The organism is Acinetobacter sp. XH1741, assembly GCF_041021895.1.
GTDB lineage: Bacteria > Pseudomonadota > Gammaproteobacteria > Pseudomonadales > Moraxellaceae > Acinetobacter.
Map to the genome: position 1 here is coordinate 268,136 of NZ_CP157428.1, position 22,159 is coordinate 290,294.

Below are 22,159 nucleotides of genomic sequence, written 5' to 3' on the forward strand. Positions count from 1 at the left end.
CCTTTAATTTTTTATGCAGCGCCATCGACCGAATTTATGTCGCTAACGAGTTTAGGCTTTTCTTTTTTCTCGACCCATTTTGCAGGAAAGATTTTTTCTACTGCTTGAGTCAGAGGTTTAGCAAGCGCAGTAGGTAACCATACACCCAAAGGGTTTTGTTCTTTTAAATCTGCCGAAGATACTACTCGCGTTCCCATTACATAATCAAACCACGGCTTGGTTACACACCAATTGGCATCTTGATTAGAGTTCATGTGGTGGTCGTAATGCCATGGAATTTTACGCTTTGCCCAGTCAGGCTCTAAATGTGCACGGCGATGAATATAATAATAATTACCAGCACTGTACCAAGCTGCAAGTGCCATACCTTTTGAAAATGGATAGAAAATTGCACTTGAAACGGTTGCTACGACTGCCAGTGAAATTAACTCATTTTTAGTTCGCCAGTTTCCAACGCCTTCAAGATAGCAATCATCATGAAATTGCTGTTTACGAACTTCACGATGGTGTGCCCAATGGGACTCCATACTTTTTGGTACTGGACTGTAGCGTGCTTGTCCAGTGCGGTGTACACCATGCAAAATATATTTGTGTGCCACCCATTCAAATGCATTCGCAACCGCAATTCCGGCAATAAACCCTTTTAACATCGCCTTACTCCTTTTTCTTTTTATTGAGCATATAAAATTCGTTATGCTAGGTATTGACCAGAATTTATGGTTTCATTGACAAATCACGACAAGAAAGAGGTGGACACGGATGCCACAACTAAAAAATTATACAGGCTCGGTATATGGAGGGCTGGGACATCTATTAAAAGCATATTGCGAAGCGAATGAATTAGCTATTCCTAAACAATTAGAACAAATTCAAAATCTGGAACGCTTTGACTATGTCATTTGGCGTGACTTGTTAGAAGTGATTTATAAACTGAACCCGAAGCCGGGATTAGGCCTCGAAATTGCCAAATATGTACAACCCAAACACTTAGGCATTATTGCCTACCTCGCACTCTCTTGCGATAACTTAGGTGAAGCTCTAATTCGTTATCATGACTTTCACCGTCTGATTTATGACGGAAGCCCTTTAGTGGTTGAGCTATATGGAGAGCATGGTTCTATTCGCTGGGAAGCGACAGAGCTGCACCCTACCCAGCTTACCGACGAAATTGCAATTGCTCTGGTGATTCAATTCTTACGTCTTTTTATGTCTCATGAAGATGTACATTTACACGAAGTCCGCTTTTTAAATGCCGCCCCTAAAAATATCAGGGTGTATGAACAATACTTCCAATGTCCTGTTCGTTTTAGTCAGCCTCGTACAGAGCTGCTTATTCCCATTACCGAAATTAATAAACCACTGAGCAGCGCGGACCACACATTACAACAGCTATTGGTTCAGCAAGCACAAGCGCTTTTAGAACAATTACCAAATTCAACCCAACTTGATCAGCGTTTACAGCACTCCATTTTAACTGGCTTACAAAAGAACCAGTATCAAATTGAATATATTGCAACACAGTTAGGACTTTCTGTTCGACAGCTCCAGCGTCATTTACAACAACAAAACACCACCTTTCAGGAGCGCGTTCAGCAAGTACGCTTTATGCTCGCCACCGAATATTTAAAAGATCCGCATTTGAGCCTACAAGAAATTGCGCTCTTACTCTGTTATTCAGAACAAAGTGCCTTTCAAAGAGCATTCAAGCATTGGACTGATCAAACGCCACAACAATGGAGAGATCAGTTTTTAGACAATAAATAACCTACCAAAACTTACAAATCTTTTCTTGATTAAAACAACACTGAAAACAAAAATTTCATATAGTCACATGCTTAATTTTTTGTGACATATTTCACATTAATTAAAAAATAGATCAATAGATGAGTAATCACAATGAATAAATATTTTGCTGAATTTCTAGGTACGTTTTGGCTAGTCTTTGGTGGTTGTGGTAGCGCAGTATTAGCCGCAGCTTTCCCTGAACTTGGTATTGGCTTTGCAGGTGTAGCCCTTGCCTTTGGTTTAACCGTACTCACTGGTGCTTATGCTCTCGGGCATATCTCTGGTGGACATTTTAACCCCGCGGTCAGTGTCGGTCTTTGGGTCGGCGGCCGTTTTGATGTTAAAGATTTGATTCCTTATATTGTGGCACAAGTGGTCGGCGCGACTGCTGCTGCATTTGTTCTTTATATTATCGCTCAAGGTCAAGCTGGCTTTACTGGTGTGGGCGGTTTTGCTTCAAATGGTTTTGGTGATTTGTCGCCAAACAAATTTGGCTTAGGTTCTGCTTTTATTATTGAAGTAGTACTTACTGCGTTCTTCTTAATCGTTATTTTAGGATCAACACATGGTCGTGCGCCTGCTGGCTTTGCACCTATTGCGATTGGTCTTGCATTAACGCTTATTCACTTAATCAGTATTCCGGTTACAAATACTTCGGTAAACCCTGCACGTAGTACAGGTGTTGCATTCTTTGCTCAAACTGGTGCTTTAAGTCAGTTATGGTTGTTCTGGGTAGCACCGATTTTAGGCGCTGTGATTGGTGCGATTATTTATAAGGTAGTTGCTGGAGATAAGGATTAATTCTTTATAGCCATAATCTGCTATCGCGGTGGGTGACATGGATGTCACCTGTTGAGTAGGGGTACACGGAAGTACCCTCTGCTCAACAAAGCCTTTTGCTTACTTTTGGGCTTTCAAAAGTAAGAAATGTCTATACAAACTCACTAACACCTAACGTGGTATTAAAGACTGTATGGCAACATGACTATGCTAAACATCACACATAGAATATAAAATTATAAAAACGGATTATTCACTTCTTGTTTAGCTGGACGTTCAATTTTCTCAGGCAATTCTTCTTTTTCCAAAGTTGCAACCACATCGTTTAAAAAGCTCTGTAGGGTCTTTGCTTGTTCTAGCCCGACTTTATCTTTGGTAATTTGCAAGTTGCCATAAATGCTTACGCAATCGACATCATTTTCTAATGTTAAATCTTCGATTGAAGAAGACTCTGTACCCTTTTCAAATGGTTTAAACATAAGTGTGGTCTCGTTGTTATATCTACACAGTGTAATACGACCAATTTAAAAAAAATCAATCAAAATTAAAAGTGCCGATAAAATTAAAAAAGCGCCCATCAAGATATTAAAATATTTCAAACGATTGCCTTGATTGAGCACCACTGAAAATTTATCACCGCACAGTCCCCAAAAGAACAGACATACATAGCAGGTAAAAAAATAAATAATGATAAAGATAGGTAAAGCCTTGGGATTTTCAATACTTGTAAACATGGTAATGCCTGACACACAAGCCAACCATGCTTTAGGATTAAGCCATTGCAATAAGAAACCATCTTTAAAATTAGGAATAATAATGTTGTCTACGGGAGCACTTGAAATGGAAATATGGGTAGCAGAGAGAATAATTTTTATACCGATATAACAAACAAATAGCGTTCCGCATACGGCTAAGATTTTTAATAAAAGCGGGAAATTAACCAAAACACTTTGCAATCCAAATGCCATAAAAATCAGAAGCAACGTAAAACCAATGGTCGCCCCTGAAATATAGGGAAGCGATCTTTTTAAACCATGATTTAAGCTGGTCGATAAAATAACGGTATTGACGGGACCCGGGGTAATAGACATTGCAAAAGAAAAAAGGAACATCGAAGCAAACATTATTATTGTCCTTATTAAAATAAAATAGACAGATCTGTCTATTTTATTTTATCTATTTAGGCCGTTATAACAATACTCACAGGCGTTTTATTTTATCATTTGCAAGAAATAGTTCACCAAGGCTTCTACCAATTGTTTCACAATGGCTTTTCTGGTTTCTTCATCAATACTTGGAACTTTTGATTCCATCGGTTCAGAAGAACCACTTTTTTGCTTTTTAAACTGGTCTTGTAAGGCTTTAATTTGCTCAGCACTTAAGTCTCGTTCACACTGACTTTCACCATCCCAGTGTAAATAGTCTAGCTTCTGATTTGGCTTAACTTGGCTAGAAGTTAACGGCAAACGATAAACATTGCGTTTTTGTTGTTCGGTGAGTTGAGGAAATAGGTTAATTCCTAGTTTTTCTTCAACATAACAAACACTCACCACCTTAACCTGCTGAGAGTTATTGTTCGGTGCATAATAAGCGCCAATTGCACCTGTTTTAGGATAGTAAACGGCTTTGTACACAGCGCTTGGAACGATCACACCTCGACCAATGGTTTTGAGTCGCTGCCCTTCAAAGATTGGACCTGTGACGATATAAGCATCTTGCTTTTGTTTAGTCACGACTGCCCGCGTAGCATCTTCAAGCTTACGCCACACTTCCTGATTATTTTTAGGTGCCTGAGGAACCATATTGCTTAATGAAAAGCTATCGTACTGAGAGTCCTTAGTCGGCATATCACCATTTGGTGACATGTGGCCACGGTCATAGCCTGAACCACGATAATCGCTTAAAAGTGAACGATGACGCTCAGGAACACGCGTTTCTTCATGGAAATTATCTTCACGTTTAATTTTAGTGCTTAAACGGTCTGGACTTAGATATTCAGCTGACCATAACGGCGTTTTAGACATGCCCGAGTACAAAACATTGAAACCGTTAAAGCACAGCGGATAACTGTCTTTTTTTAAGCTGTCTTTGTTTAAAGCAGGTGGAATTTCGCGATAAAACTGGTTTAGACAAGTCGAGTTGGTACTTAGCGGCGAAAACCACTGTGAAATTTTTTCACCACCAAAAGCGAAGGCAAAGCTTCCTGCTGCCACTCCGGCAAGTACAATCTTGCCCAAATGCTCACTTAAAGAAAAATTGCCAAAGAGGCCTGAACTACTTTTTTTACTTGCCATGTTTCTATCAATACCACTATCCGTATGCAGCTTAACAATCCTGCTTTTTTAAGTATATCGCTTATCTTTCAAATGGTTAAAACATGGTCATCTTTTTTGTAACTCTATTTCTGGTTCGGTAACAGTTTGTTGGCATTGTGAGGAACTTTCACTATTGAATTGGGTTAATTGCGTATCTTTCATTGAAAAGCGCCGTTGGCTTATGACATGGTTAGCTCCACAAATTTGGATAAAAATATAAACGGAGTCCATTTAATGATCCATTCAAAGATTATTGGTATTGGCGTAATTGCTGGACTATGCAGTATGGCAGCGCTCGCTGAACCTGCGGTTCAACCAGGAGAAACTTTAGAAAGTTTATCTAAAGTAAAAGTCACTACAACAGTCAATGGGCAGCCTGGCTCTATTAGCGATTTAGTGAACAGCGGGAAAGTACAACAAGTTTCTGCTGCACCGACAGGCGCAGCGCCAACAGGTGCTCCTATTCCAGCAGACGTGCCTCCAGCACCTCCAGCTGGCGGTGAAATGGCTCCTCCAGCGCCACAAGACCCAAATACTCCACCGCCACCTGCTAACCCAAACCAGTCAGCAGACCCTATGGCACAGGATGGTGCATTGCCAGCAGATGCACCTATGCCACAAGCTCAATAAAAAGAGCCATAAAAAAACCAAGACATCTGTCTTGGTTTTTTTTACACATTGAACTTTTATATTTCGATTTGACTACCTAACTCAACCACACGGTTGGTTGGAATTTGGTAGAAGTCACTCACCGGACTGGTGTTACGCTGCATCGAGATAAATAATTTTTCTCTCCATGGCGACATACCATCACCCACCGAGTGAACAATACGATCGCGAGAAATAAAGAAGCTGATATGCATTAAGTCATATTCAAGACCTAATTGTTCATAAGCTTTCATAAGCGCTTTTGGCACATTCATTTCATCTTTAAAGCCATAGAAAATTTTAATACGGTAGAAATGTTCAGCCAAATCTTCTGTCGTAATACGCTCTTCTGGTGGAACGAATGGCACATCTTCGATCACCACAGTCACCAAAATATTACGCTGATGCAGCACTTTGTTGTGCTTAATATTATGCAGCATCGCATGTGGCACCACGTTTGGTGTACCTGTCATAAACACGGCATCACCCGGTACCCAGTGCACGCTATTACCAATACTTTTCACAAACAAGTCTAGAGACAACGTGTCATGCTCAAGTTTAGCAAAGGTAAGTTCACGACCACGTTTCCATGTCATTAAGATGGTGACCGCAATACCACCAATGAGCAACGGTACCCAACCACCTGACAACACTTTAAGTGAAGTTGCTGCGACTAAAACCGACTCTAAAATGAAGAATGGAATAATCAGTAACACCACTTTTGGCCAGCTCCATTTCCACGCCGAGTAGATAAAGATGGAAACCAAAATCGTGTCACAGAGCATGGTTAAGGTCACTGCTAAACCATAAGCACTTGCCAAGTTTGAGCTGGTTTTGAAAATCAGAATTAAGATAATAATTGCGATTAAAAGTAACCAGTTTAAGAACGGCACATAGATCTGGCCTTCTTCAGACTCAGAGGTATGTTTAATACTTAAACGTGGTAAATAACCCAATTGAATCGCTTGGCGAGCAAGAGAAAATACCCCTGAAATTACGGCTTGAGATGCAATTACTGTTGCCATGGTCGCCATAATAATCATTGGGTAAAGTGCCCACTGAGGAACCAGTAAATAGAACGGGTTTTCAATTGCCGCAGGGTCACGAAGTAACAATGCCCCCTGTCCTGCATAGTTTAAAACTAAGCATGGCAACACCACAAAGAACCACGCAAGACGAATCGGAACTGGTCCAAAATGTCCCATGTCGGCATAGAGTGCTTCACCACCCGTCACGGTTAATACTACAGCACCCATCACAAAAAAGGTCATGACTGGATGATGGTAGATAAACTGAATCGCCCAATGCGGACTAAACATACCTAATACAATCGGTGTTTGAATGACACTGTGAAGACCTAATGCGCCTAAAGAGATAAACCACACAAGCGTAATTGGACCAAAGAATTTACCTACAAAGGCCGTACCATGTTTTTGCACTAAAAACAGTGTGATGATAATGGCAATTGCAATAGGCATAATAAACGGGTCAAAAACGTCGGTTGCAATAGACAACCCTTCTACTGCCGACAATACCGAAATTGCTGGGGTAATAATACCGTCACCAAAGAACAATGATGCCCCAATAAAACCAATCGCAATCATGTAGATTTTTTTGTTGTCGGCAATTTTAGCTTTACGCAAATTCAATGCGAGTAAGGCCATGATACCGCCTTCACCATTGTTGTCTGCACGCATGACAATTGCGACATACTTGATGCTGATGATCAGCATTAAGCACCAAAAAATAATGGATAAAATTCCTAATACGTTTTCAGGCTGAATTCCCAACCCATGGGCAGCATGGAAGGACTCTTTCAAGGCATAGAGCGGACTTGTCCCGATGTCTCCAAAGACTACACCAAGAGCTGCCAAAGCCGTGGCAGGCAAGGTCGCTTTTTTGGCCGTATTTTGCATTGTGTAATTAAACCAATATGATTTTTATCGCAATCTTATCACCTCTATTATTTTTTTTCTGTAAAGCTCGTCTTAAATCTTGGCAGAACCTATTTTTTTAGTTACTATCGCACGCCTTGGTGAGGTGTCCGAGTGGCTTAAGGAGCACGCCTGGAAAGTGTGTATACGTTTGCGCGTATCGAGGGTTCGAATCCCTCTCTCACCGCCAGAATTCAAAAAAAGACCTAAATCGTTTTGATTTAGGTCTTTTTTATTGGCTAATATAAAAAGCCTTTTCAGCTAAAAATTTTATACTTCATGTTAAATATAAAGATTATCTTTTCCTCGGTTAATATACTAATTTTTATATATTTCTAGCCCTAAAATTAAAAACAGGACAGGTTCTCAAATTGCCTACTTTTAAGTTTGGTGTTCAGCCATAGTACTCGGTGCAATAAGGAAATCCCCCAACATTTTTAACTCCATATTATCACCATCAATGAGTTTATAACCTGAATATAGAGGTGGTCCCACATGTTTGAACAACTAAAAGCTTATTTATAAGTGATACTCTGCTCTAGTTAAGCTACCTTATTTTGTTGTGGTAGCTGGTCATAGTAAAACTCATCTGGAGTCATTTTGTCCAGACTCGAATGAGGTCGTTTCAAATTATAAAATTCAAAATATGCGTTTAATTGCTTCTTCGCATCCAAAACATTGCTGTAGGCTTTGAGATACACCTCTTCATATTTAACGCTCCGCCATAATCGTTCAACCATCACATTATCAACCCATCGACCTTTACCATCCATGCTGATTTGGATGTCATTTGATTTCAATACATCAATAAATGCATCACTGGTAAACTGACTGCCTTGGTCTGTATTAAATATTTCAGGTCGACCATATTTTTCAATAGCTTCATTTAATGTTTCTATGCAAAATGTAACCTCCATACTAATCGATACTCTATGCGCAAGTACCTTGCGGCTATGCCAATCAATCACAGCACATAAATAAACAAAGCCTTTTGCCATAGGGATATACGTTATATCCGTAGACCACACTTGATTACTGCGCTGAATAGCCAATCCTTTGAGCAGATATGGATATTTGCGGTGAGCTTGATTAGCCTGGCTTAAATTTGGTTTGCAATATAACGCATTAATGCCCATTTTCTTCATTAAAGTACGTGTATGACGTCGTCCTATATGATGTCCTTGACGATTCAACAAATCACGCATCATACGGCTACCTGCAAAAGGGTATTGCATATGTAACTCATCCATACACCGCATCAGCTTCAGATCTGATGCACTCACAGGTTTTGGGCGATAGTAATAACAACCACGGGAGACTTTCAGCAGCTGAGCTTGCTTAGATACTGAAATCTGAAGTGAGTCATCGATTAACTTTTGTGGTTGAAGCGGCCCAGTTTCTTCAACACACCTTCTAAAAAATCAATTTCTAATGCCTGCTCACCGATTTTTGCATGTAGTTTTTTTAGATCGATGGGTGGTTCTGTTGGAGCTTTTGATTGATCGAAAGCTTGCGAGGAAGCTGAAATCAGTTGATTTTTCCAGTCGATAATTTGGTTTTGATGAACATCAAATTCAGCACTCAATTCAGCAAGTGTTTTTTCTGCTTTAATCGCAGCAAGTGCTACCTTAGCTTTAAAATCATTTGAATGATTTCTTCTTGGTCTACGTGCCATAAAATACTCCATATATTGATGTTTATAACATCATTTGGGGAGCAAAATATCACTTATAAGTGTTGTTCAAATTTCCTGATCCACCTCTTATATAAAGTCTTTTGAACTATTCGCAATTCCATAAATCTGGAATAGTATTTGATTACTAATTGCTAACTGAAGGTGTCCGCCTACAGAGCCTATATAGCCAGCATCTTTTATCGTTTTAGCTAATCCTTTTAAAGGTGCACGAGAGTCATCACCATAGTTTTTTATATTATTTTTTACCACCTCAACTTGATCGCCAAAGACATATGGCTCCGATAAGTCAATATCAACTGGTTTTATACATTGTTGATCATAGATAGAATTCTTATAAAATTTTAAAGTAAAAGCTTTAAACTTATTAGCATTTTTACAGTACCCAAATAGTAATATTTCCCCTCTAGTTTGACTTTCAAAATTGATTAATGCTTGAGAAATAATATCATAAGTTAGGTCAGAAATTTCTATTAATGAGGGATAGTTACTGATTTCAGGTGTAGGGAATGGTTCATTAGAATAATATTTTTGAATAAGCACCTCTCTAGGTATTTCTTGTAATGGCTGTAATGAACCTAAGAGTGTGATTAGAGTATCTTTGACTGCTTGAGCAATCAGAGTACCGCCTGAAAAAGCGAAACCAATAGATCCAAGATAATTTTTTAATGGAAACAGTGAATACTTAAAACATAATGGTATTTCATGAATTTTAGAAAAATAGTCTGTTATTCGACTACTACTTGTTGAATTTGATATACGAGAATCACTTACTACCCAAAGAGCTTCATTTTCTTTATTTTTCCAACAAACTATAGATGTCATATTTAAAACCTCAAATTATTTAAATTTCAAATCCAAGTTTTATAAATTGAAAACTTAATGTAGATATTTCTCGGTATAAGATAAACAACAATACCTATAAAATCTTCTAATTTTAAAAAATTTAAAAATTAATAACTTACATAAAAATAAGATCTTAGATTTAATTTTTTAGAATTTTATATGTTAATTACATTATATATTTTATTGATAAAAATGTTAAAGTTTGTAAATATTATATTACTTCTAAACTACAAACTAATAAGGAAAGCATATGACTAACTTAAATATGCCTTTACAACCGACAGACTTTACGTTTGAAGGATTACTAATTGATAGAGTGGTTATTCATAAGATCTTTGCTAAAAATCCTGAAAATTCTAATATCGAACTAGATACTAGTGATGAACTTTTAAATTTAGATATATCCTCTTTAGATGCACTTCAAGTACGAATTACAAAAGCATTAGGAAGTAAATCCCATGGCATAGAAGTTTCTATTGAAGAAACAGGTGAAAATAGTTATTTCCAAACTGCTACCTCAATGTTGAATTGTATTGATAAAGATTTTATAGAAAATTCAAAGGTTTTATCCGAAAAACTGTATTTGTCACAAGCAGGTACACGTGGAGCTAAAGACTGCATCATGACAATTATACATGGCACTGTTGGCAATCAACTACTGCCCTTTATAGCAACTATTAAAGCTGAGCTTTCTGATGGTTTTTATCATAAGAAAACTGAAGATAATAAAAATCAGATGGAATATTTGAGCGAGCTAATTCTAACTGCTGCTCAGAAACTTTATAAAATTGGGTTATTAGTTAAAACAGGTCTACAACAAGAAACTACTCCTGCCCACCCTTCAAATTATAGAGCTTTTTTATTTGATCATTTGATGACAAAAACAGAAACCAGAAGTGCTGCAGAATATTTTTATAAAAATTTCTTGGGAATGAGTATACAAGCCTCATCTAAAAAGTTAACCCAAGATTTTTATGATTACACCTGTGAATTTATTAATGCACAAGATATTGAACCAGAAGAAAAATATGAATTATTAGATAGCTTAAGAGTTGAGTTAAAAAGCAATGATGCGACAATAAGTGTCGCAGGTTTTGCTGAAAAATACCTAAAGTCAGAAGTAAAAGATTATTATGAAAAGCATATGATCAAAAAGGGATTTCCTCAGAATTCTGTAAGCAAAGACAATGAATATATTCGTAATAAGTTAAGAAATCGCCGTAATCTAAAATTTACTAATGGAGTTAATATTAATTTTCCGTCAGATAAAACTATTTCCGAACTTTTCAGTGTAGAAAACTTAGCTGACACTGGAGAAACCGTAGTAACTATTAAAGCTAAAGTAAGTAGGCAAGATTAGTGAGCAAAGAAGACTTTTCAATCTTTTTCAATAAAAATTCCCATGCTTTTGAAGCATGGGGAAAGTTTATTATTGAAAAAATTAAAGAAAAGTTAACAATAAAATTAGAAGAGAAAAATATTACAATCAATGAAATTATTAAAATTGAACCATCATTTAGAGTTAAAGATATTGGTTCAGCTTTAGATAAAATTGAACGTAAAAGTTATAATGACCCTATAAATCAAATGACTGATATTGTAGGAGTGAGATTTGTAGTTTTATTAACAGAACAAATTGCTATCATTAGCAATATTATTGAGTCAGAGTCTTTATGGCAGGCAAAAGTTTCCAAAGATTATACAACTGAAATAGAACAGAATCCTAGTGTTTTTGATTATCAATCTAAACATTATGAAATTAGGCCTACTAAGGATATTACTTATGATAATTTAATAATTAATCCTTCAATTTGTTGTGAAATACAAATAAGAACCCTATTGCAACATGCATATGCTGAAATTGTACATGATAATATATATAAACCAAAATCTGATGTTTCTAACTTAGCTAAGAGAAAAGTTGCTAAAGGCATGGCCTTAATGGAAACTACAGATGATCTCTTTTGTGAGATGCAAAAACTTATCGCTGAGGAAACAAAAGAACGTGATAAATTTTCTCATGCATTAAAAAATTTATATATTAAAGAGTTTGGCCCTTTACCAAAAGTTTTTTTAACTAAAACACATTTATTATTGATTGATACATTTGAAAAATATATTAACTCTCAGACTCTATTAGAAGTAGAAAAACTTTTAGAAGCAAAACCTGTTATAAAAAAACAAATAAAGCGTCGAGCTAGTAGTATAGTTTTCTTTTCTCAACCCTTATGTCTTATTACTTATTGGCTGGTTGAAAATTTTGGAGCAAAACGTGTTCGAGATGAGTGGCCTCTTAATAATTATCTACATCAGCTTGATATAGTTTTTTCGGACTTGGGAGTAAATCCTGAACTATATTGATACTTTTCAGGACTTTAGAAAAAATAAACGAGTACCTGTCTATTTAGTTACTCCTTGTAACCCCGAAATCAGCAACTTTACTTTATATCAAAGACCCAAACTCTCACGCTTAGGCCTTTCCCATCTTTAAACCTACTCAGACAACGTTAATAACTTCTGAACATACTGAACCGCATTATCCGCTATGTCTTGTTGAGTAGGCACATCGTCGTCTTCAGAAGGGTTTGTGTCTAAACCATAAAATGCATGAAGTGGTTGATAGACTGCCCCAACATATAAAGCTGTTAGCTCAAATGGAATAAAAACCTTCTCTAAAGAAATTTGATATTCGCCACTTTCTGAATAAACTTGCTCTTGCCCACCCGCAGACACTGCCAACATAAATTTCTTATTTTTAAGTTTGTCGCCAGTTGAACCATACGCCCAACCATAAGTCAAAACTTCATCAAGCCATTGTTTCAAAAGCGGCGGACAGTTAAACCAATACACTGGAAATTGAAAAACTAAATTTTCGTGTTCTTCTACAAGCGCTTGTTCTTTGGCAACGTCAATTACGCCATCTGGGTAGGCTTGATAAATTTGGTGGACTGTAAATTGGTCTGGGTATTTTTCCAATTCCTCTACCCATCTTTTATTTACGACTGATTGTTCTATGTGAGGATGGGTAACAATGACTAATGTCTTTTTCATTATAAAAACACTCTTATCGAAAAGTTGATAAATCGATTATAGAAGTGTGCTTTCCTAAATATAAGTACGGTAATTTATGTTATATACTATACTAAAAGATAGTGTAGATTTTTAAAATGACCGAGTGTGTTCCATCAAATACGCCATTAGAAGATACGGGTTTTGGCTACACCCTTTCTTTGATTAATGGCAAATATAAAATGATTATTATGTATTGGCTATATGAAAAAAATGTCATGCGTTTTAATGAGATGCAACGCTGCATTGGCAATATTTCATTTAGAACACTCAGCAATACACTTAAAGAGTTAGAGAGAGACGAACTGATTATTCGTAAGGAATATCCTCAAATTCCACCAAAAGTTGAGTATCGGCTTTCAGAAAGAGGGCAATCTTTAATTCCTTTGTTAGATATGATGTGCCAATGGGGCGAGCAAAATAAGCCGTCTTAGTTTTATAGACTTGAAGTGATACTCAATATGAGAAATGAATTAAGAGAAATTTTTATTAAGGGATGCGACGATAAAATTGAAAAGAAGGGAGACAATGTCGGTCTGTCTTTTTATGCTTTTTTTAAAAATAAGAATGACAACCCTGAGCTACTCATGGAAGCAGCTCATTGGTGGATTATGGAGCATAAGCTAGATCACTTTGAGAAAGCCGTTAAGATTAAACAGATGGTTTTAAGTGAACAATAATTAGAGTTATTCGAAAAGGCTTAAATTTAAATAGTTTAAGCCTTTTTATTATTTTAAAAGCATTTACTTAACATATGACCAAACATCAGGATCTGTATATTCTTCATCGATATGATAGCCCTCAGCCTTGGCTTTTCTCTCTTCCTTTTCTCGATATTTTTTATTTTCACTTAATCTCTTTTTAAATGCTTGCTCGAATTCACTAGGTGTCATTTTATCAGAGTCAGGAATTGAGTCTCTTTCATTGTAACGAACGCTCTGAAAGCTAAATCTAAGCATATATTGCTCTTCATTACGCTCATTCTTAGCTGTTCTTTTTAAACTTATATCTAAAATAACTCCATTAGCATACAACCTATAACCTAATGATTTTGTAGGAATATTATTTATTATATTTTTCCATTCTTCAAAACTAAAAATATAGCTTGGATCAATAACATCACGACTTTTTGATAGATGTTTAATATTATCTTGTTTAGCGATACGCGGAGCATCTGTGAAGAAATAGTTTTTCCAACCAGCCTGATTAATACGTTTCATTAAGGCTACATAGCTTTGATAAGCTTGCTCTGGAGTAGCGAATTCTTCTTTTGTGAGACCCGCATCGATATCTAAAACTTGAATCCCTTCATTTTTGTCATATTGAGTACCTAAAACAGAAAAAACATGTTCAATTAACAAACTGTTAGTCCCATTCTCTATGGTTAATTTTCCTAAGTTAGGAGGAGAAAATTGAAGTTCTCTAAAGCTAACACCAGCTGGGTGATTATCGACATTTCCATCACTATACTTTGAAAAATCTTGAATACCTTGTTCACCCATATGCAAAGTGTAGGTCTGCTGATTCATAGTCAAATTCTCATTATGTTCTGATGTTGGCTGACAAGCGGAAAGTAATAATCCAAAAATAAAGATTAGGAAATATTGTTTAAATTTTGCCATCATTACTATCTTTCCCTACTTTAAACTCTGCTTTGCTATTTCCCCATCCTGCAATAGTTTCTAATTCTTTTTCTAAAAAGTCTCTTCCTTTATCACTTTGCATTAATCGATGATACTTAGCAGCCGCAACTTTAATCCATTTCATACGACTATCATAAACTTCAACTTGTGTACCCTCTAATGGTTCGCTGTAAACCGTTTCAGGTAATTGGGATAAAACTCCCGCATGACGTCCTTTATACTGTCCTTGTTTATTAGGTTTAACTGCATCGGCCCCATAATCGCTAGATAAAACAAGAGTACTATCGGGTAAACCTGTAATACGCTGTAAGGAAGCCTGTTTCTGAACTTTCCACTCTTTCCACACAAGTTCTTGTAAAATATTAAATTGTTCTTGAACTGCAATCGCCATCAGATGGTCAAAAAGATTTTTAGAAGCCGTTTTGAAATTATCGTTTCGAGTTTTTCCTGCTCGCTTAAAAGTATTTTCAATATCAGGTAAATACCCAAAACCCTCTTCTATCTGGTCAGTCCATCCTAATTGTTTAATAGCTGATAAGGAGTTAGACCAAGGTAAATTTTCGACCTCCTTTTTAATATGCTTAAAGCCAGATACTTTTCGGGCTTTCATACAACTTTTGAAGGAAGCTGATGAAGCACTCCATGCATAATGCCATGGTGCAATATCCATAAATAACCATAAATTACCCTTAGCAAAAGAATGTACTGGGTCTCGAATCATAGAGTTAATAACAGGGGCTGTTAAAACACCGCCCACCGCACCAGAAATCACAGGTGCCCACTTATATCCCCATGCGGTCAATCCATGTTTAAAAATAGCAGCTACGGTTTTAGAGGCAAATGCCCCAAGTCCCATCCAATAGTAACGACCTCTAAATAATTTAGTTGCTGAAATTTCTTGTTCTAAATAAATTCTTGCATAGACAGAAGCAATACGCCTTGCTCTAGCCTCATATCCAGGTTCAAGTTTGTAATGATTCGCACTTTTAAGATTAGAGACTCTTTTTATTGCTTCTTGCTGATAAATTTCCCAGAAAGTTAAACAATCACATTGAACGGTTTTACAGCTATTCTCAGTAGTATTGGTATTACTATCCCAATCAAGACTTCCACTCATTTAGCATCACCATCATTGTCAGCAGAATCAGCCTCGAAACTTATCCAATTTAAATCCAACTTCAAATTTTCTTGCTTAGAAGAGTGAATACGCTTAGATCTGCCCTTGTCATCTGCTTGAGAGATGTATTCATTTCCATCAGTAGAAATTTTATAGTCTACTTTTTTCATAGGTTCACCAGAGGGCAATAACATTTGGAACTTTTCGTTATATGCCTCATAAGCAGGTAATCCTTGAATATTTACTCCAACTTCAGCCCCACCTTTAAATAGGTGTTGTCCAGCTTTTACTTCAAACTTTGCCGGAGTAATTAATGTAATACCATTTTTATTAATAATAATCTGAGAACCGCCAGCCATATACAAAACCTTATCTGGTAAAATTTTATTTGTCTTCCTAAAATAGATTCCATGAAAATTAACTTAACTCTCTTAATATTATGACCTTTATTCTTGCTATTCAACTTGAGGATAGTATTGTGATTGCGACAGACACTCGCAGCACTATACCGCATCAGGATAATGGCTCATATTTATATCAAGATGGTATTCAAAAGTTCTTTCCATGGGAAAACGGTATTATTACAGGAACTGGTGAATTAAACCTTATCCAAAATGTTATATATTCTTTCAATAAATTTAAGAAACATAACATTCACGAACTACCGAATTTATTAAAAGCTTCTAAAGCTATACGTGAACAAGAAATCAAACATTCTCAGTTAGAAATCACAAAATTATTATATTCAACTTATAGTAAAAATGGAGCACAACTCTACTCGATTCAACCTAATAAACTTAAAGAATATGAAGTAATTAGATGCGAGAAAAATGAAATTTTACTATGGACATTTAATCCTGACATCCACTCTATCATTAACAAACTAACAGAACTATATTCCAGTTTAAAACCATTAAATGCATTTAATAATATCTCTGACTGTATCTATTACTATTTAGACCAAATATCTCCTATCTTTCATAAACAAGCACAATATGACTCTATGATGAGTAAAGAATTTAACTTCTTTTTTCAAACCAAAGATGAATATTTTTTTGGAGAATTTTTAAATAATGACTCTAGTACACTAAATAAGAAATAATCTTTAAAGGTAGCGCCGCCGTCAGACCTCCCCACCTTAAAATAAACAATCATCCTCTTACGCCAAACAAAACTATCTCGATTTAAGCCATCCGCCGATTTCTTTTAACACATTAACTAATTTTTCTAGCTTTCGGCCTTCCTCCGTTAAAGAATATTCAACCTTAACAGGAACTTGTGCATAGACTTCTCTTAGAATAAAACCTTCTTCTTCTAAAAAGCGTAGCTCTAACGTCAGCATTCTTTGTGAAATATTCGGAATTGCTCTACGTAACTCATTAAAACGCATGGTTTTTTCTAATAAAAAAGAAATAATGAGCATGCGCCAACGGCCACCTAATACCGTCATGGCTTCTTCGACTGTACAGCCTGAAATATTATCTTTCATAGATGATTACTAAGTATAATAAATATACCTACATAACAAAATAATGCCTAATTTACAACCTATACCTAATTATAAATAATGGTTCTCTCTGACCAGTCACGGATATTCACTGTGGAATATAAAGAAATTTCAAAGAAAACCATCGGGCATTTATATTCAGCTCATTCATCTATTAGATCTTCAGATTTAGACCCAAAACTGATTGCTTTAGCCGAGCTACATGTCTCTCAAATCAATGGTTGTGCGTATTGTTGTGCTTTTCATTCCAAGGAGTTAAGAGACTTTGGCATAGCTCAAGAAGTTATCGACCAAATACCGGGTTATAAACATTCAAAAGCTTTCTCTGAAAAACAGAAAGTCGTGTTGGAGTTTGCCTCCGCAATTACTTCGTTAAATGACCCGAAACAAATTGAGGTGACTCGAGAAAATTTGGCTCATCATTTTAGTGAAAAAGAGATTGTAGATTTAACGGCGAGTATTTCTTTAATGGGAGCCTTAAACAGACTCCGAATTACCTTAGGTGATTAAGTCTCGTAAAATATGTTTTAAGTATTTGAGTTTAAAAAAGGCCTAAAGCTAGGCCTTTCCCCATCAAACCCTTTTCAAAAAATACTCAAGCAAGGCATCTCTTTCCCTTTCATCATCTGAACTTAATAGCTCCATAATTGCGCCATCAATCATAAAAACAAATATCTCCGCTTCTGCATATGAAACCGTTTTTTTGGTTTCCGACAGCAGGCAGAAAATTTCATTTTTAAGCCATCGTCTATAGCGAATTGCGGTTTGATAAGCCGTGGGGTAAATCGATTTAATTTCAAAAACTGCTTTAAACAGTAAGTAATACGGGCTTTTTATGTCGGCATGTAACAGGTAAATTTGCCTGAGTTTGTGTGTCAAAGTGAGGTATTGGGTCGTTTCTATCTCCACTCTGACCTTTTCCATTAACACGTCTTTTTGAAAAGTCAGGCACATTTGAATGAGTCTTTCTTTTGAGTGAAAGTAGTTATAAAAGGTGCCTTTGGTCATTTGAGAGTTAGCAATAATCAGGTCTACCCCTGTCTTGTTAAAGCCATGTTGGTTAAATAAATCTGTTGCCGTATGAATAACGTGTAATGCTCTACGTGAAGCGTCTAAATTTTTCATGTATACCGTTTAAAATAATTTTTTGTTGTAAATAAAAGAGATAGAAATGCCGTCGCTCTTAAATTGAGCGCTAAATACAGGCGTGCAAAAGCCGCACAAAAATGGTGTGCTCGCCTATCTCGGGTTTTATTGTTGCTATGATTTTTTAGTCGTAATGACCTATGGCTTAAAACCTAGAGTCGGTTAAACCGTTTTAAAGACCAGTTGGGTATAGATGTAAAAATTTTGGCAAAGGTTGCCAATGAAAGAGATGAAATAGTACGCATAACGGCGAACTCCTTTTGATTTAGAAGAGTCTTACCAATTACTGTCAAATAAAGGTGGCAAGACTAGAAGGGTTGACAGACTGGTACAAAAGGAAACCAGCGCACGCAAGCGTGCCCCTCCTAGCCTCACCATAAAGGCGTGACTTAGGAGAACGCACAAAACGAGATTACGTTGTTGTGCGCCTTTTGTTCCAGCTCTGTCAAAAGCTAACTGGCAATGTAGGCCAGCACGCAAAGGATAATCCGCACGTTTTTGAGTGTCAATGTAAGGTTGAATAGAAATTAGTTAAATAATTATTGTTGTTTATTCAATTAGATATTTAAGCTAAAAAGACCTTCAACTTAAATTTAACGATTTCATCATAATAGTAAAATTGGTGGCAGAACGAAAAGAGGTTAGCAGACTGGGCATACAGAACCAGCACACCTGAAGGTGTCCTCTTATCACTCTACCGTAGAATGGTTTGCAGGCAAAGAATAGTTCTCAAGTTTTTAAGTGTCAATGTACATATATTATTAATTTATAAAATATTTTTATTTATATCAGCTCATTTTCTCATTGTTAATTTATTATTCATTTTCAAAAATGCTTAAATGAACTGATTGATCACGCTATAAATAAAAGCTACAGTAAATAAAGTTTGAATTTTATAACTTTAAATAAATTGATAACGCATGCAGGCAAAGACATGGAAACCATACATGATTTTTATCAACGCTTTTCTTTAACGAGAGGTAGCGACTACTCGGTTCCATCAACTTCGTTTGGACATTTTAACGTGTTCCAACGCGATGCCTGCTCGTTTCTGACGCCTTATAGCCGCCGCGATTATTATAAAATTTCACTGGTTTTAGGCACTGGCGAACTTCATTACGCCAACCGCTGGATACGTGTAGACCGCCCTGCTTTACTGTTTTCAAATCCGTTAGTGCCCTATGCATGGGAAATTAATTCGCCTGAACAGGCAGGCTGGTTTTGTCTATTTACCGAAGAGTTTGTAAACCAAGAATCGCGACAAAGCTTTTTAAAAGACTCACCGCTGTTTAAAGTTGACGGCGACCCGCTATATTTTTTAAATGACCAGCAAGTTGAAGAAATTTCATTTATTTACAAAAAGATGATGACTGAAATAAATTCAGACTACATTCATAAATACAACGTTTTAAGAAACTATTTGCACCTGATTGTGCATGAAGCCATGAAAATGCAACCGACCCAACAGTTTGAAAAACATAGTAATGCTGCGGTTCGGATTTGCCATTTATTCTTTGAGTTATTAGAGCGCCAGTTCCCCATCGACTCGCCTCATTTTCAGCTTAAACTCAAAACTGCAAATGACTATGCCTATGGACTGTCGGTACATGTGAACCATTTAAACCGCGCTGTAAAAGAAGCCACAGGCAAAACCACCTCTGAACATATTAGCTCGCGCATTACGCAAGAAGCCAAAGCGCTGCTACAACACACCAGTTGGAATATTTCCGAAATTGCCTATAGCTTAGGCTTTGAATATTCAGCGTATTTCACCAACTTCTTTAAGAAAAATACAGGTTTTTCGCCTAAAAAATTCCGCGAAGACTGTGTGGCCTAAAAACAGATTGTTTGAATTTTATAATTATTGGTTTGAATGTTATACGTCAGTTTGAGCCAAAGCATTTTATAGTTTTTCTACTCAAGTGATTTTGCAAAAAGAGTGTGAAAAATGAAATATAGAACTTTAGGACAAACAGGCGAAAAAGTATCAGCACTTGGTTTAGGTTGCATGGGAATGAGCTTTGCCTATGGTGCCTCAGACGACACACAAAGCATTGCCACTCTAGAAAAGGCATTAGACCTCGGCATTAACTTTTGGGACACTGCCGACATGTACGGCAACGGCGCAAACGAAGTTTTGCTCTCAAAAGTTTTAGAGAAAAACCGCGACAAAGTGTTCTTGGCGACCAAATTTGGCTTCCGTTATAAAGAAGACAACCTTAACCCGCAAAACTCTTTAGAGTCTTATATCGACGGCTCACCTGAGTGGATTAAAGTCGCGGTCGAAAACAGTTTAAGACGCTTAAATACAGACGTGATCGATTTGTATTATGCGCACCGCATAGACCCAAGCGTGCCAGTTGAAGATACTATTGGCGCAATGGCTGATTTGGTCAAACAAGGTAAAGTGCGTTATTTAGGGCTGAGTGAAGCGTCGGCTGAAACTATTCGTAAAGCACATGCGATTCACCCGATTGCAGCAGTTCAGCATGAATACTCGTTACTTACTCGTGAGTTTGAGCAAACCCATTTACAAACCATTCGCGAGTTAGGCATTAGCCTTGTGCCGTATTCACCACTTTCACGTGGTTTAATCACCAATACGCTTGATGTAGGCAGCCTAGACGAAAACGATTTCCGTCGTCAGTTACCACGTTATCAAGGCGATAACTGGAAAAATAACCAAAGCTTGGCGCAAGCATTTAGCGACTTTGCCCAAAGCAAAAATGCGACAGCAGCTCAACTGGCTTTGGCTTGGATTTTGGCGCAAGGTGACGACATTATTCCAATTCCGGGTACACGTAAAATCGAGCGTCTTGTAGAAAATGCAGGTGCTGTAGACATTGATTTAACAGCGGCAGATTTAGCAGAAATCGACGCGATTATTGCGCGATACCCAAACATGGGCGCACGCTATAACGCTCAGCAATTTGCTGCGGTAAACCACTAAAATATAAGCCATAAAAAAGTCCAACTCAGTGTCGGACTTTTTTATTTAGTTTTTGCTATATGTGCCTTGCTGACGTCCGCCCTGCCAGATCGCATCTAATGATTTATCTGAAATCGTTAAGCTTTCAGGGAAAATACTTAAATCCTTTTTAAATTTAGCCTCTGGTTTTAAACCAATACAGTCACCATTTTTCCACCATGTGCCTTCGGCATATTGGTCTAATGAACCCACTGCAAGCATCCATTTAAACTTGCCGTCTGGCTGAAGTAAAAGTTCCGAACCAACTTCCATCACACCATGTAAATAATAGTGCCCACTCAACGCCTCATCGGCTTTTTGAAATTTCACTTCTTTACATGTTGTATTTGCCACATCTGCATAAACCTGAGCAGAGAAAATAGCTGTAGAAACAAGCAGTAAACGTGCGAATCTGTTTTTCATTATTTAGTTCCTAAAAAATTAATCTTATGATTTTTCGCTACTCATATTTTTGAATTTATTCCAGTTTGTACATGCAGCTATCCCATATATGAATAGAGCAAACCAGCTATACCAATACATAATAGAATGATAAAGGTTATATTTTCTGTCTCAGACTTATTTTTACGCTTTTTACCGTATAGCCCAACAATTACTGCAATTATAATTACTAAGATACTGACGAGCATTACAATGCCCATCATAATTCCATGGCCAATATTTGCCGAACTTAACATTCAAATTTCC

26 protein-coding genes and 1 tRNA gene are annotated in these 22,159 nt (G+C 36.8%); 12 read left to right on the top strand and 15 right to left on the bottom strand.

All coding sequences use genetic code 11. The annotated features are described in order from the left end of the window. Positions 1-11 precede the first annotated feature (11 nt). A complete protein-coding gene (locus ABLB96_RS01395; protein ID WP_348895852.1) occupies positions 12-650 on the bottom strand; it encodes a hypothetical protein in 639 nt (212 codons plus the stop codon). A 109-nt stretch (positions 651-759) separates the two neighbouring features. Here ABLB96_RS01395 and ABLB96_RS01400 point away from each other — a divergent pair, with 109 nt between their 5' ends. Further along, on the top strand, positions 760-1,764 hold the full coding sequence (locus ABLB96_RS01400; RefSeq protein WP_348895853.1) for an AraC family transcriptional regulator ligand-binding domain-containing protein: 1,005 nt from the start codon (positions 760-762) through the stop codon (positions 1,762-1,764). A 132-nt stretch (positions 1,765-1,896) separates the two neighbouring features. Continuing rightward, a complete protein-coding gene (gene aqpZ / locus ABLB96_RS01405) occupies positions 1,897-2,586 on the top strand; it encodes an aquaporin Z (protein ID WP_348895854.1) in 690 nt (229 codons plus the stop codon). A 215-nt stretch (positions 2,587-2,801) separates the two neighbouring features. On the opposite strand, the gene ABLB96_RS01410 is transcribed toward aqpZ, so the two are convergent. The 3 genes from ABLB96_RS01410 to ABLB96_RS01420 form a co-directional block, all read right to left on the bottom strand. Then, positions 2,802-3,044: a hypothetical protein gene (locus ABLB96_RS01410; RefSeq protein WP_348895855.1), complete on the bottom strand. Its 243-nt coding sequence runs from the start codon at positions 3,042-3,044 to the stop codon at positions 2,802-2,804. A gap of 45 nt (positions 3,045-3,089) precedes the next feature. After that, on the bottom strand, positions 3,090-3,689 hold the full coding sequence (locus ABLB96_RS01415; protein ID WP_348895856.1) for a LysE family translocator: 600 nt from the start codon (positions 3,687-3,689) through the stop codon (positions 3,090-3,092). 87 nt (positions 3,690-3,776) lie between these two features. Further along, positions 3,777-4,859 carry a DNA/RNA non-specific endonuclease gene (locus ABLB96_RS01420; protein ID WP_348895857.1) on the bottom strand — a complete coding sequence of 361 codons (1,083 nt, stop codon included), beginning with the start codon at positions 4,857-4,859 and terminating at the stop codon, positions 3,777-3,779. 255 nt (positions 4,860-5,114) lie between these two features. Here ABLB96_RS01420 and ABLB96_RS01425 point away from each other — a divergent pair, with 255 nt between their 5' ends. Beyond that, positions 5,115-5,510 carry a hypothetical protein gene (locus tag ABLB96_RS01425; protein WP_348895858.1) on the top strand — a complete coding sequence of 132 codons (396 nt, stop codon included), beginning with the start codon at positions 5,115-5,117 and terminating at the stop codon, positions 5,508-5,510. A 56-nt stretch (positions 5,511-5,566) separates the two neighbouring features. Here ABLB96_RS01425 and ABLB96_RS01430 read toward each other — a convergent pair whose 3' ends face one another. Continuing rightward, the gene (locus ABLB96_RS01430) at positions 5,567-7,444 is read right to left on the bottom strand and encodes a potassium transporter Kup (RefSeq protein ID WP_348895859.1); all 1,878 of its coding nucleotides are present in this window, start codon (positions 7,442-7,444) and stop codon (positions 5,567-5,569) included. A 118-nt stretch (positions 7,445-7,562) separates the two neighbouring features. Between ABLB96_RS01430 and ABLB96_RS01435 the strand changes: the two genes are divergently transcribed. Further along, positions 7,563-7,652 (top strand) — tRNA-Ser (locus ABLB96_RS01435). Between the two features lie 352 nt (positions 7,653-8,004). Here the strand turns inward: ABLB96_RS01435 and ABLB96_RS01440 are convergent. Beyond that, a protein-coding gene (locus ABLB96_RS01440; protein ID WP_225367773.1) for an IS3 family transposase occupies positions 8,005-9,137 on the bottom strand; the annotation gives its coding sequence in 2 pieces (ribosomal slippage) (positions 8,005-8,885 and positions 8,885-9,137; 1,134 coding nt in all). A gap of 87 nt (positions 9,138-9,224) precedes the next feature. Further along, the gene (locus ABLB96_RS01445; protein WP_348898501.1) at positions 9,225-9,980 is read right to left on the bottom strand and encodes a hypothetical protein; all 756 of its coding nucleotides are present in this window, start codon (positions 9,978-9,980) and stop codon (positions 9,225-9,227) included. A gap of 271 nt (positions 9,981-10,251) precedes the next feature. Between ABLB96_RS01445 and ABLB96_RS01450 the strand changes: the two genes are divergently transcribed. Both ABLB96_RS01450 and ABLB96_RS01455 read left to right on the top strand, forming a co-directional pair. Further along, complete coding sequence (locus tag ABLB96_RS01450) at positions 10,252-11,361, top strand: nucleoid-associated protein (protein WP_050676340.1); 1,110 nt, start codon at positions 10,252-10,254, stop codon at positions 11,359-11,361. Next, positions 11,361-12,362 carry a GTP pyrophosphokinase family protein gene (locus ABLB96_RS01455; RefSeq protein WP_050676341.1) on the top strand — a complete coding sequence of 334 codons (1,002 nt, stop codon included), beginning with the start codon at positions 11,361-11,363 and terminating at the stop codon, positions 12,360-12,362. The genes ABLB96_RS01450 and ABLB96_RS01455 overlap by 1 nt, the downstream gene beginning before the upstream one ends. 132 nt (positions 12,363-12,494) lie before the next feature. Here the strand turns inward: ABLB96_RS01455 and ABLB96_RS01460 are convergent, their stop codons facing one another. Further along, entirely contained in the window at positions 12,495-13,052 is a 558-nt protein-coding gene (locus ABLB96_RS01460; RefSeq protein WP_348898502.1) for an NAD(P)H-dependent oxidoreductase, read from the bottom strand. A 116-nt stretch (positions 13,053-13,168) separates the two neighbouring features. On the opposite strand from ABLB96_RS01460, the gene ABLB96_RS01465 reads away from it, so the two are divergent. Next, complete coding sequence (locus ABLB96_RS01465) at positions 13,169-13,504, top strand: helix-turn-helix domain-containing protein (RefSeq protein ID WP_002052222.1); 336 nt, start codon at positions 13,169-13,171, stop codon at positions 13,502-13,504. A 27-nt stretch (positions 13,505-13,531) separates the two neighbouring features. Beyond that, entirely contained in the window at positions 13,532-13,750 is a 219-nt protein-coding gene (locus tag ABLB96_RS01470) for a DUF6500 family protein (protein WP_068613986.1), read from the top strand. Between the two features lie 63 nt (positions 13,751-13,813). Here ABLB96_RS01470 and ABLB96_RS01475 read toward each other — a convergent pair whose 3' ends face one another. The 3 genes from ABLB96_RS01475 to ABLB96_RS01485 are packed head-to-tail and all read right to left on the bottom strand — an operon-like array spanning position 13,814 to position 16,189. After that, positions 13,814-14,695, bottom strand: coding sequence for a hypothetical protein (locus tag ABLB96_RS01475; protein ID WP_348898503.1), 882 nt, complete (start codon positions 14,693-14,695; stop codon positions 13,814-13,816). Next, positions 14,679-15,830 (bottom strand): hypothetical protein, encoded by a 1,152-nt coding sequence (locus tag ABLB96_RS01480; RefSeq protein WP_348898504.1) that lies wholly within the window; start codon positions 15,828-15,830, stop codon positions 14,679-14,681. The genes ABLB96_RS01475 and ABLB96_RS01480 overlap by 17 nt, the downstream gene beginning before the upstream one ends. Then, entirely contained in the window at positions 15,827-16,189 is a 363-nt protein-coding gene (locus tag ABLB96_RS01485; RefSeq protein WP_348898505.1) for a hypothetical protein, read from the bottom strand. The genes ABLB96_RS01480 and ABLB96_RS01485 overlap by 4 nt, the downstream gene beginning before the upstream one ends. Positions 16,190-16,269: 80 nt before the next feature. Between ABLB96_RS01485 and ABLB96_RS01490 the strand changes: the two genes are divergently transcribed. Further along, positions 16,270-16,932: a hypothetical protein gene (locus ABLB96_RS01490; RefSeq protein WP_348898507.1), complete on the top strand. Its 663-nt coding sequence runs from the start codon at positions 16,270-16,272 to the stop codon at positions 16,930-16,932. 72 nt (positions 16,933-17,004) lie between these two features. On the opposite strand, the gene ABLB96_RS01495 is transcribed toward ABLB96_RS01490, so the two are convergent. After that, complete coding sequence (locus tag ABLB96_RS01495; protein WP_348898508.1) at positions 17,005-17,319, bottom strand: helix-turn-helix domain-containing protein; 315 nt, start codon at positions 17,317-17,319, stop codon at positions 17,005-17,007. Positions 17,320-17,430: 111 nt separating this feature from the next. Here ABLB96_RS01495 and ABLB96_RS01500 point away from each other — a divergent pair, with 111 nt between their 5' ends. Further along, positions 17,431-17,847, top strand: coding sequence for a carboxymuconolactone decarboxylase family protein (locus ABLB96_RS01500; protein WP_348898509.1), 417 nt, complete (start codon positions 17,431-17,433; stop codon positions 17,845-17,847). A 63-nt stretch (positions 17,848-17,910) separates the two neighbouring features. Here the strand turns inward: ABLB96_RS01500 and ABLB96_RS01505 are convergent, their stop codons facing one another. Next, positions 17,911-18,462 carry a TetR/AcrR family transcriptional regulator gene (locus ABLB96_RS01505; RefSeq protein WP_348898510.1) on the bottom strand — a complete coding sequence of 184 codons (552 nt, stop codon included), beginning with the start codon at positions 18,460-18,462 and terminating at the stop codon, positions 17,911-17,913. Positions 18,463-19,417: 955 nt separating this feature from the next. Between ABLB96_RS01505 and ABLB96_RS01510 the strand changes: the two genes are divergently transcribed. Both ABLB96_RS01510 and ABLB96_RS01515 read left to right on the top strand, forming a co-directional pair. Further along, positions 19,418-20,320 (top strand): helix-turn-helix transcriptional regulator, encoded by a 903-nt coding sequence (locus ABLB96_RS01510; protein WP_348898511.1) that lies wholly within the window; start codon positions 19,418-19,420, stop codon positions 20,318-20,320. Between the two features lie 111 nt (positions 20,321-20,431). Then, the gene (locus tag ABLB96_RS01515; RefSeq protein WP_348898512.1) at positions 20,432-21,433 is read left to right on the top strand and encodes an aldo/keto reductase; all 1,002 of its coding nucleotides are present in this window, start codon (positions 20,432-20,434) and stop codon (positions 21,431-21,433) included. Between the two features lie 45 nt (positions 21,434-21,478). On the opposite strand, the gene ABLB96_RS01520 is transcribed toward ABLB96_RS01515, so the two are convergent. Together ABLB96_RS01520 and ABLB96_RS01525 are read right to left on the bottom strand one after the other, a co-directional pair. Next, on the bottom strand, positions 21,479-21,874 hold the full coding sequence (locus tag ABLB96_RS01520; RefSeq protein WP_348898513.1) for a hypothetical protein: 396 nt from the start codon (positions 21,872-21,874) through the stop codon (positions 21,479-21,481). A 77-nt stretch (positions 21,875-21,951) separates the two neighbouring features. Further along, positions 21,952-22,149, bottom strand: a complete 198-nt coding sequence (locus tag ABLB96_RS01525; RefSeq protein WP_000952854.1) for a hypothetical protein — start codon at positions 22,147-22,149, stop codon at positions 21,952-21,954. Positions 22,150-22,159: the final 10 nt, after the last annotated feature.

Coding starts and splice junctions, on each gene's coding strand:
- ABLB96_RS01400 (WP_348895853.1), top strand. CDS start 760: ATGCCACAACTAAAAAATTATACAGGCTCGGTATATGGAGGGCTGGGA.
- ABLB96_RS01420 (WP_348895857.1), bottom strand. CDS start 4,859: ATGGCAAGTAAAAAAAGTAGTTCAGGCCTCTTTGGCAATTTTTCTTTA.
- ABLB96_RS01445 (WP_348898501.1), bottom strand. CDS start 9,980: ATGACATCTATAGTTTGTTGGAAAAATAAAGAAAATGAAGCTCTTTGG.
- ABLB96_RS01490 (WP_348898507.1), top strand. CDS start 16,270: ATGACCTTTATTCTTGCTATTCAACTTGAGGATAGTATTGTGATTGCG.
- ABLB96_RS01510 (WP_348898511.1), top strand. CDS start 19,418: ATGGAAACCATACATGATTTTTATCAACGCTTTTCTTTAACGAGAGGT.
- ABLB96_RS01415 (WP_348895856.1), bottom strand. CDS start 3,689: ATGTTTGCTTCGATGTTCCTTTTTTCTTTTGCAATGTCTATTACCCCG.
- ABLB96_RS01460 (WP_348898502.1), bottom strand. CDS start 13,052: ATGAAAAAGACATTAGTCATTGTTACCCATCCTCACATAGAACAATCA.
- ABLB96_RS01465 (WP_002052222.1), top strand. CDS start 13,169: ATGACCGAGTGTGTTCCATCAAATACGCCATTAGAAGATACGGGTTTT.
- ABLB96_RS01480 (WP_348898504.1), bottom strand. CDS start 15,830: ATGAGTGGAAGTCTTGATTGGGATAGTAATACCAATACTACTGAGAAT.
- ABLB96_RS01395 (WP_348895852.1), bottom strand. CDS start 650: ATGTTAAAAGGGTTTATTGCCGGAATTGCGGTTGCGAATGCATTTGAA.
- ABLB96_RS01525 (WP_000952854.1), bottom strand. CDS start 22,149: ATGTTAAGTTCGGCAAATATTGGCCATGGAATTATGATGGGCATTGTA.
- ABLB96_RS01485 (WP_348898505.1), bottom strand. CDS start 16,189: ATGGCTGGCGGTTCTCAGATTATTATTAATAAAAATGGTATTACATTA.
- ABLB96_RS01410 (WP_348895855.1), bottom strand. CDS start 3,044: ATGTTTAAACCATTTGAAAAGGGTACAGAGTCTTCTTCAATCGAAGAT.
- ABLB96_RS01495 (WP_348898508.1), bottom strand. CDS start 17,319: ATGAAAGATAATATTTCAGGCTGTACAGTCGAAGAAGCCATGACGGTA.
- ABLB96_RS01430 (WP_348895859.1), bottom strand. CDS start 7,444: ATGCAAAATACGGCCAAAAAAGCGACCTTGCCTGCCACGGCTTTGGCA.
- ABLB96_RS01425 (WP_348895858.1), top strand. CDS start 5,115: ATGATCCATTCAAAGATTATTGGTATTGGCGTAATTGCTGGACTATGC.
- ABLB96_RS01505 (WP_348898510.1), bottom strand. CDS start 18,462: ATGAAAAATTTAGACGCTTCACGTAGAGCATTACACGTTATTCATACG.
- ABLB96_RS01515 (WP_348898512.1), top strand. CDS start 20,432: ATGAAATATAGAACTTTAGGACAAACAGGCGAAAAAGTATCAGCACTT.
- ABLB96_RS01470 (WP_068613986.1), top strand. CDS start 13,532: ATGAGAAATGAATTAAGAGAAATTTTTATTAAGGGATGCGACGATAAA.
- ABLB96_RS01475 (WP_348898503.1), bottom strand. CDS start 14,695: ATGATGGCAAAATTTAAACAATATTTCCTAATCTTTATTTTTGGATTA.
- ABLB96_RS01520 (WP_348898513.1), bottom strand. CDS start 21,874: ATGAAAAACAGATTCGCACGTTTACTGCTTGTTTCTACAGCTATTTTC.
- ABLB96_RS01450 (WP_050676340.1), top strand. CDS start 10,252: ATGACTAACTTAAATATGCCTTTACAACCGACAGACTTTACGTTTGAA.
- aqpZ (WP_348895854.1), top strand. CDS start 1,897: ATGAATAAATATTTTGCTGAATTTCTAGGTACGTTTTGGCTAGTCTTT.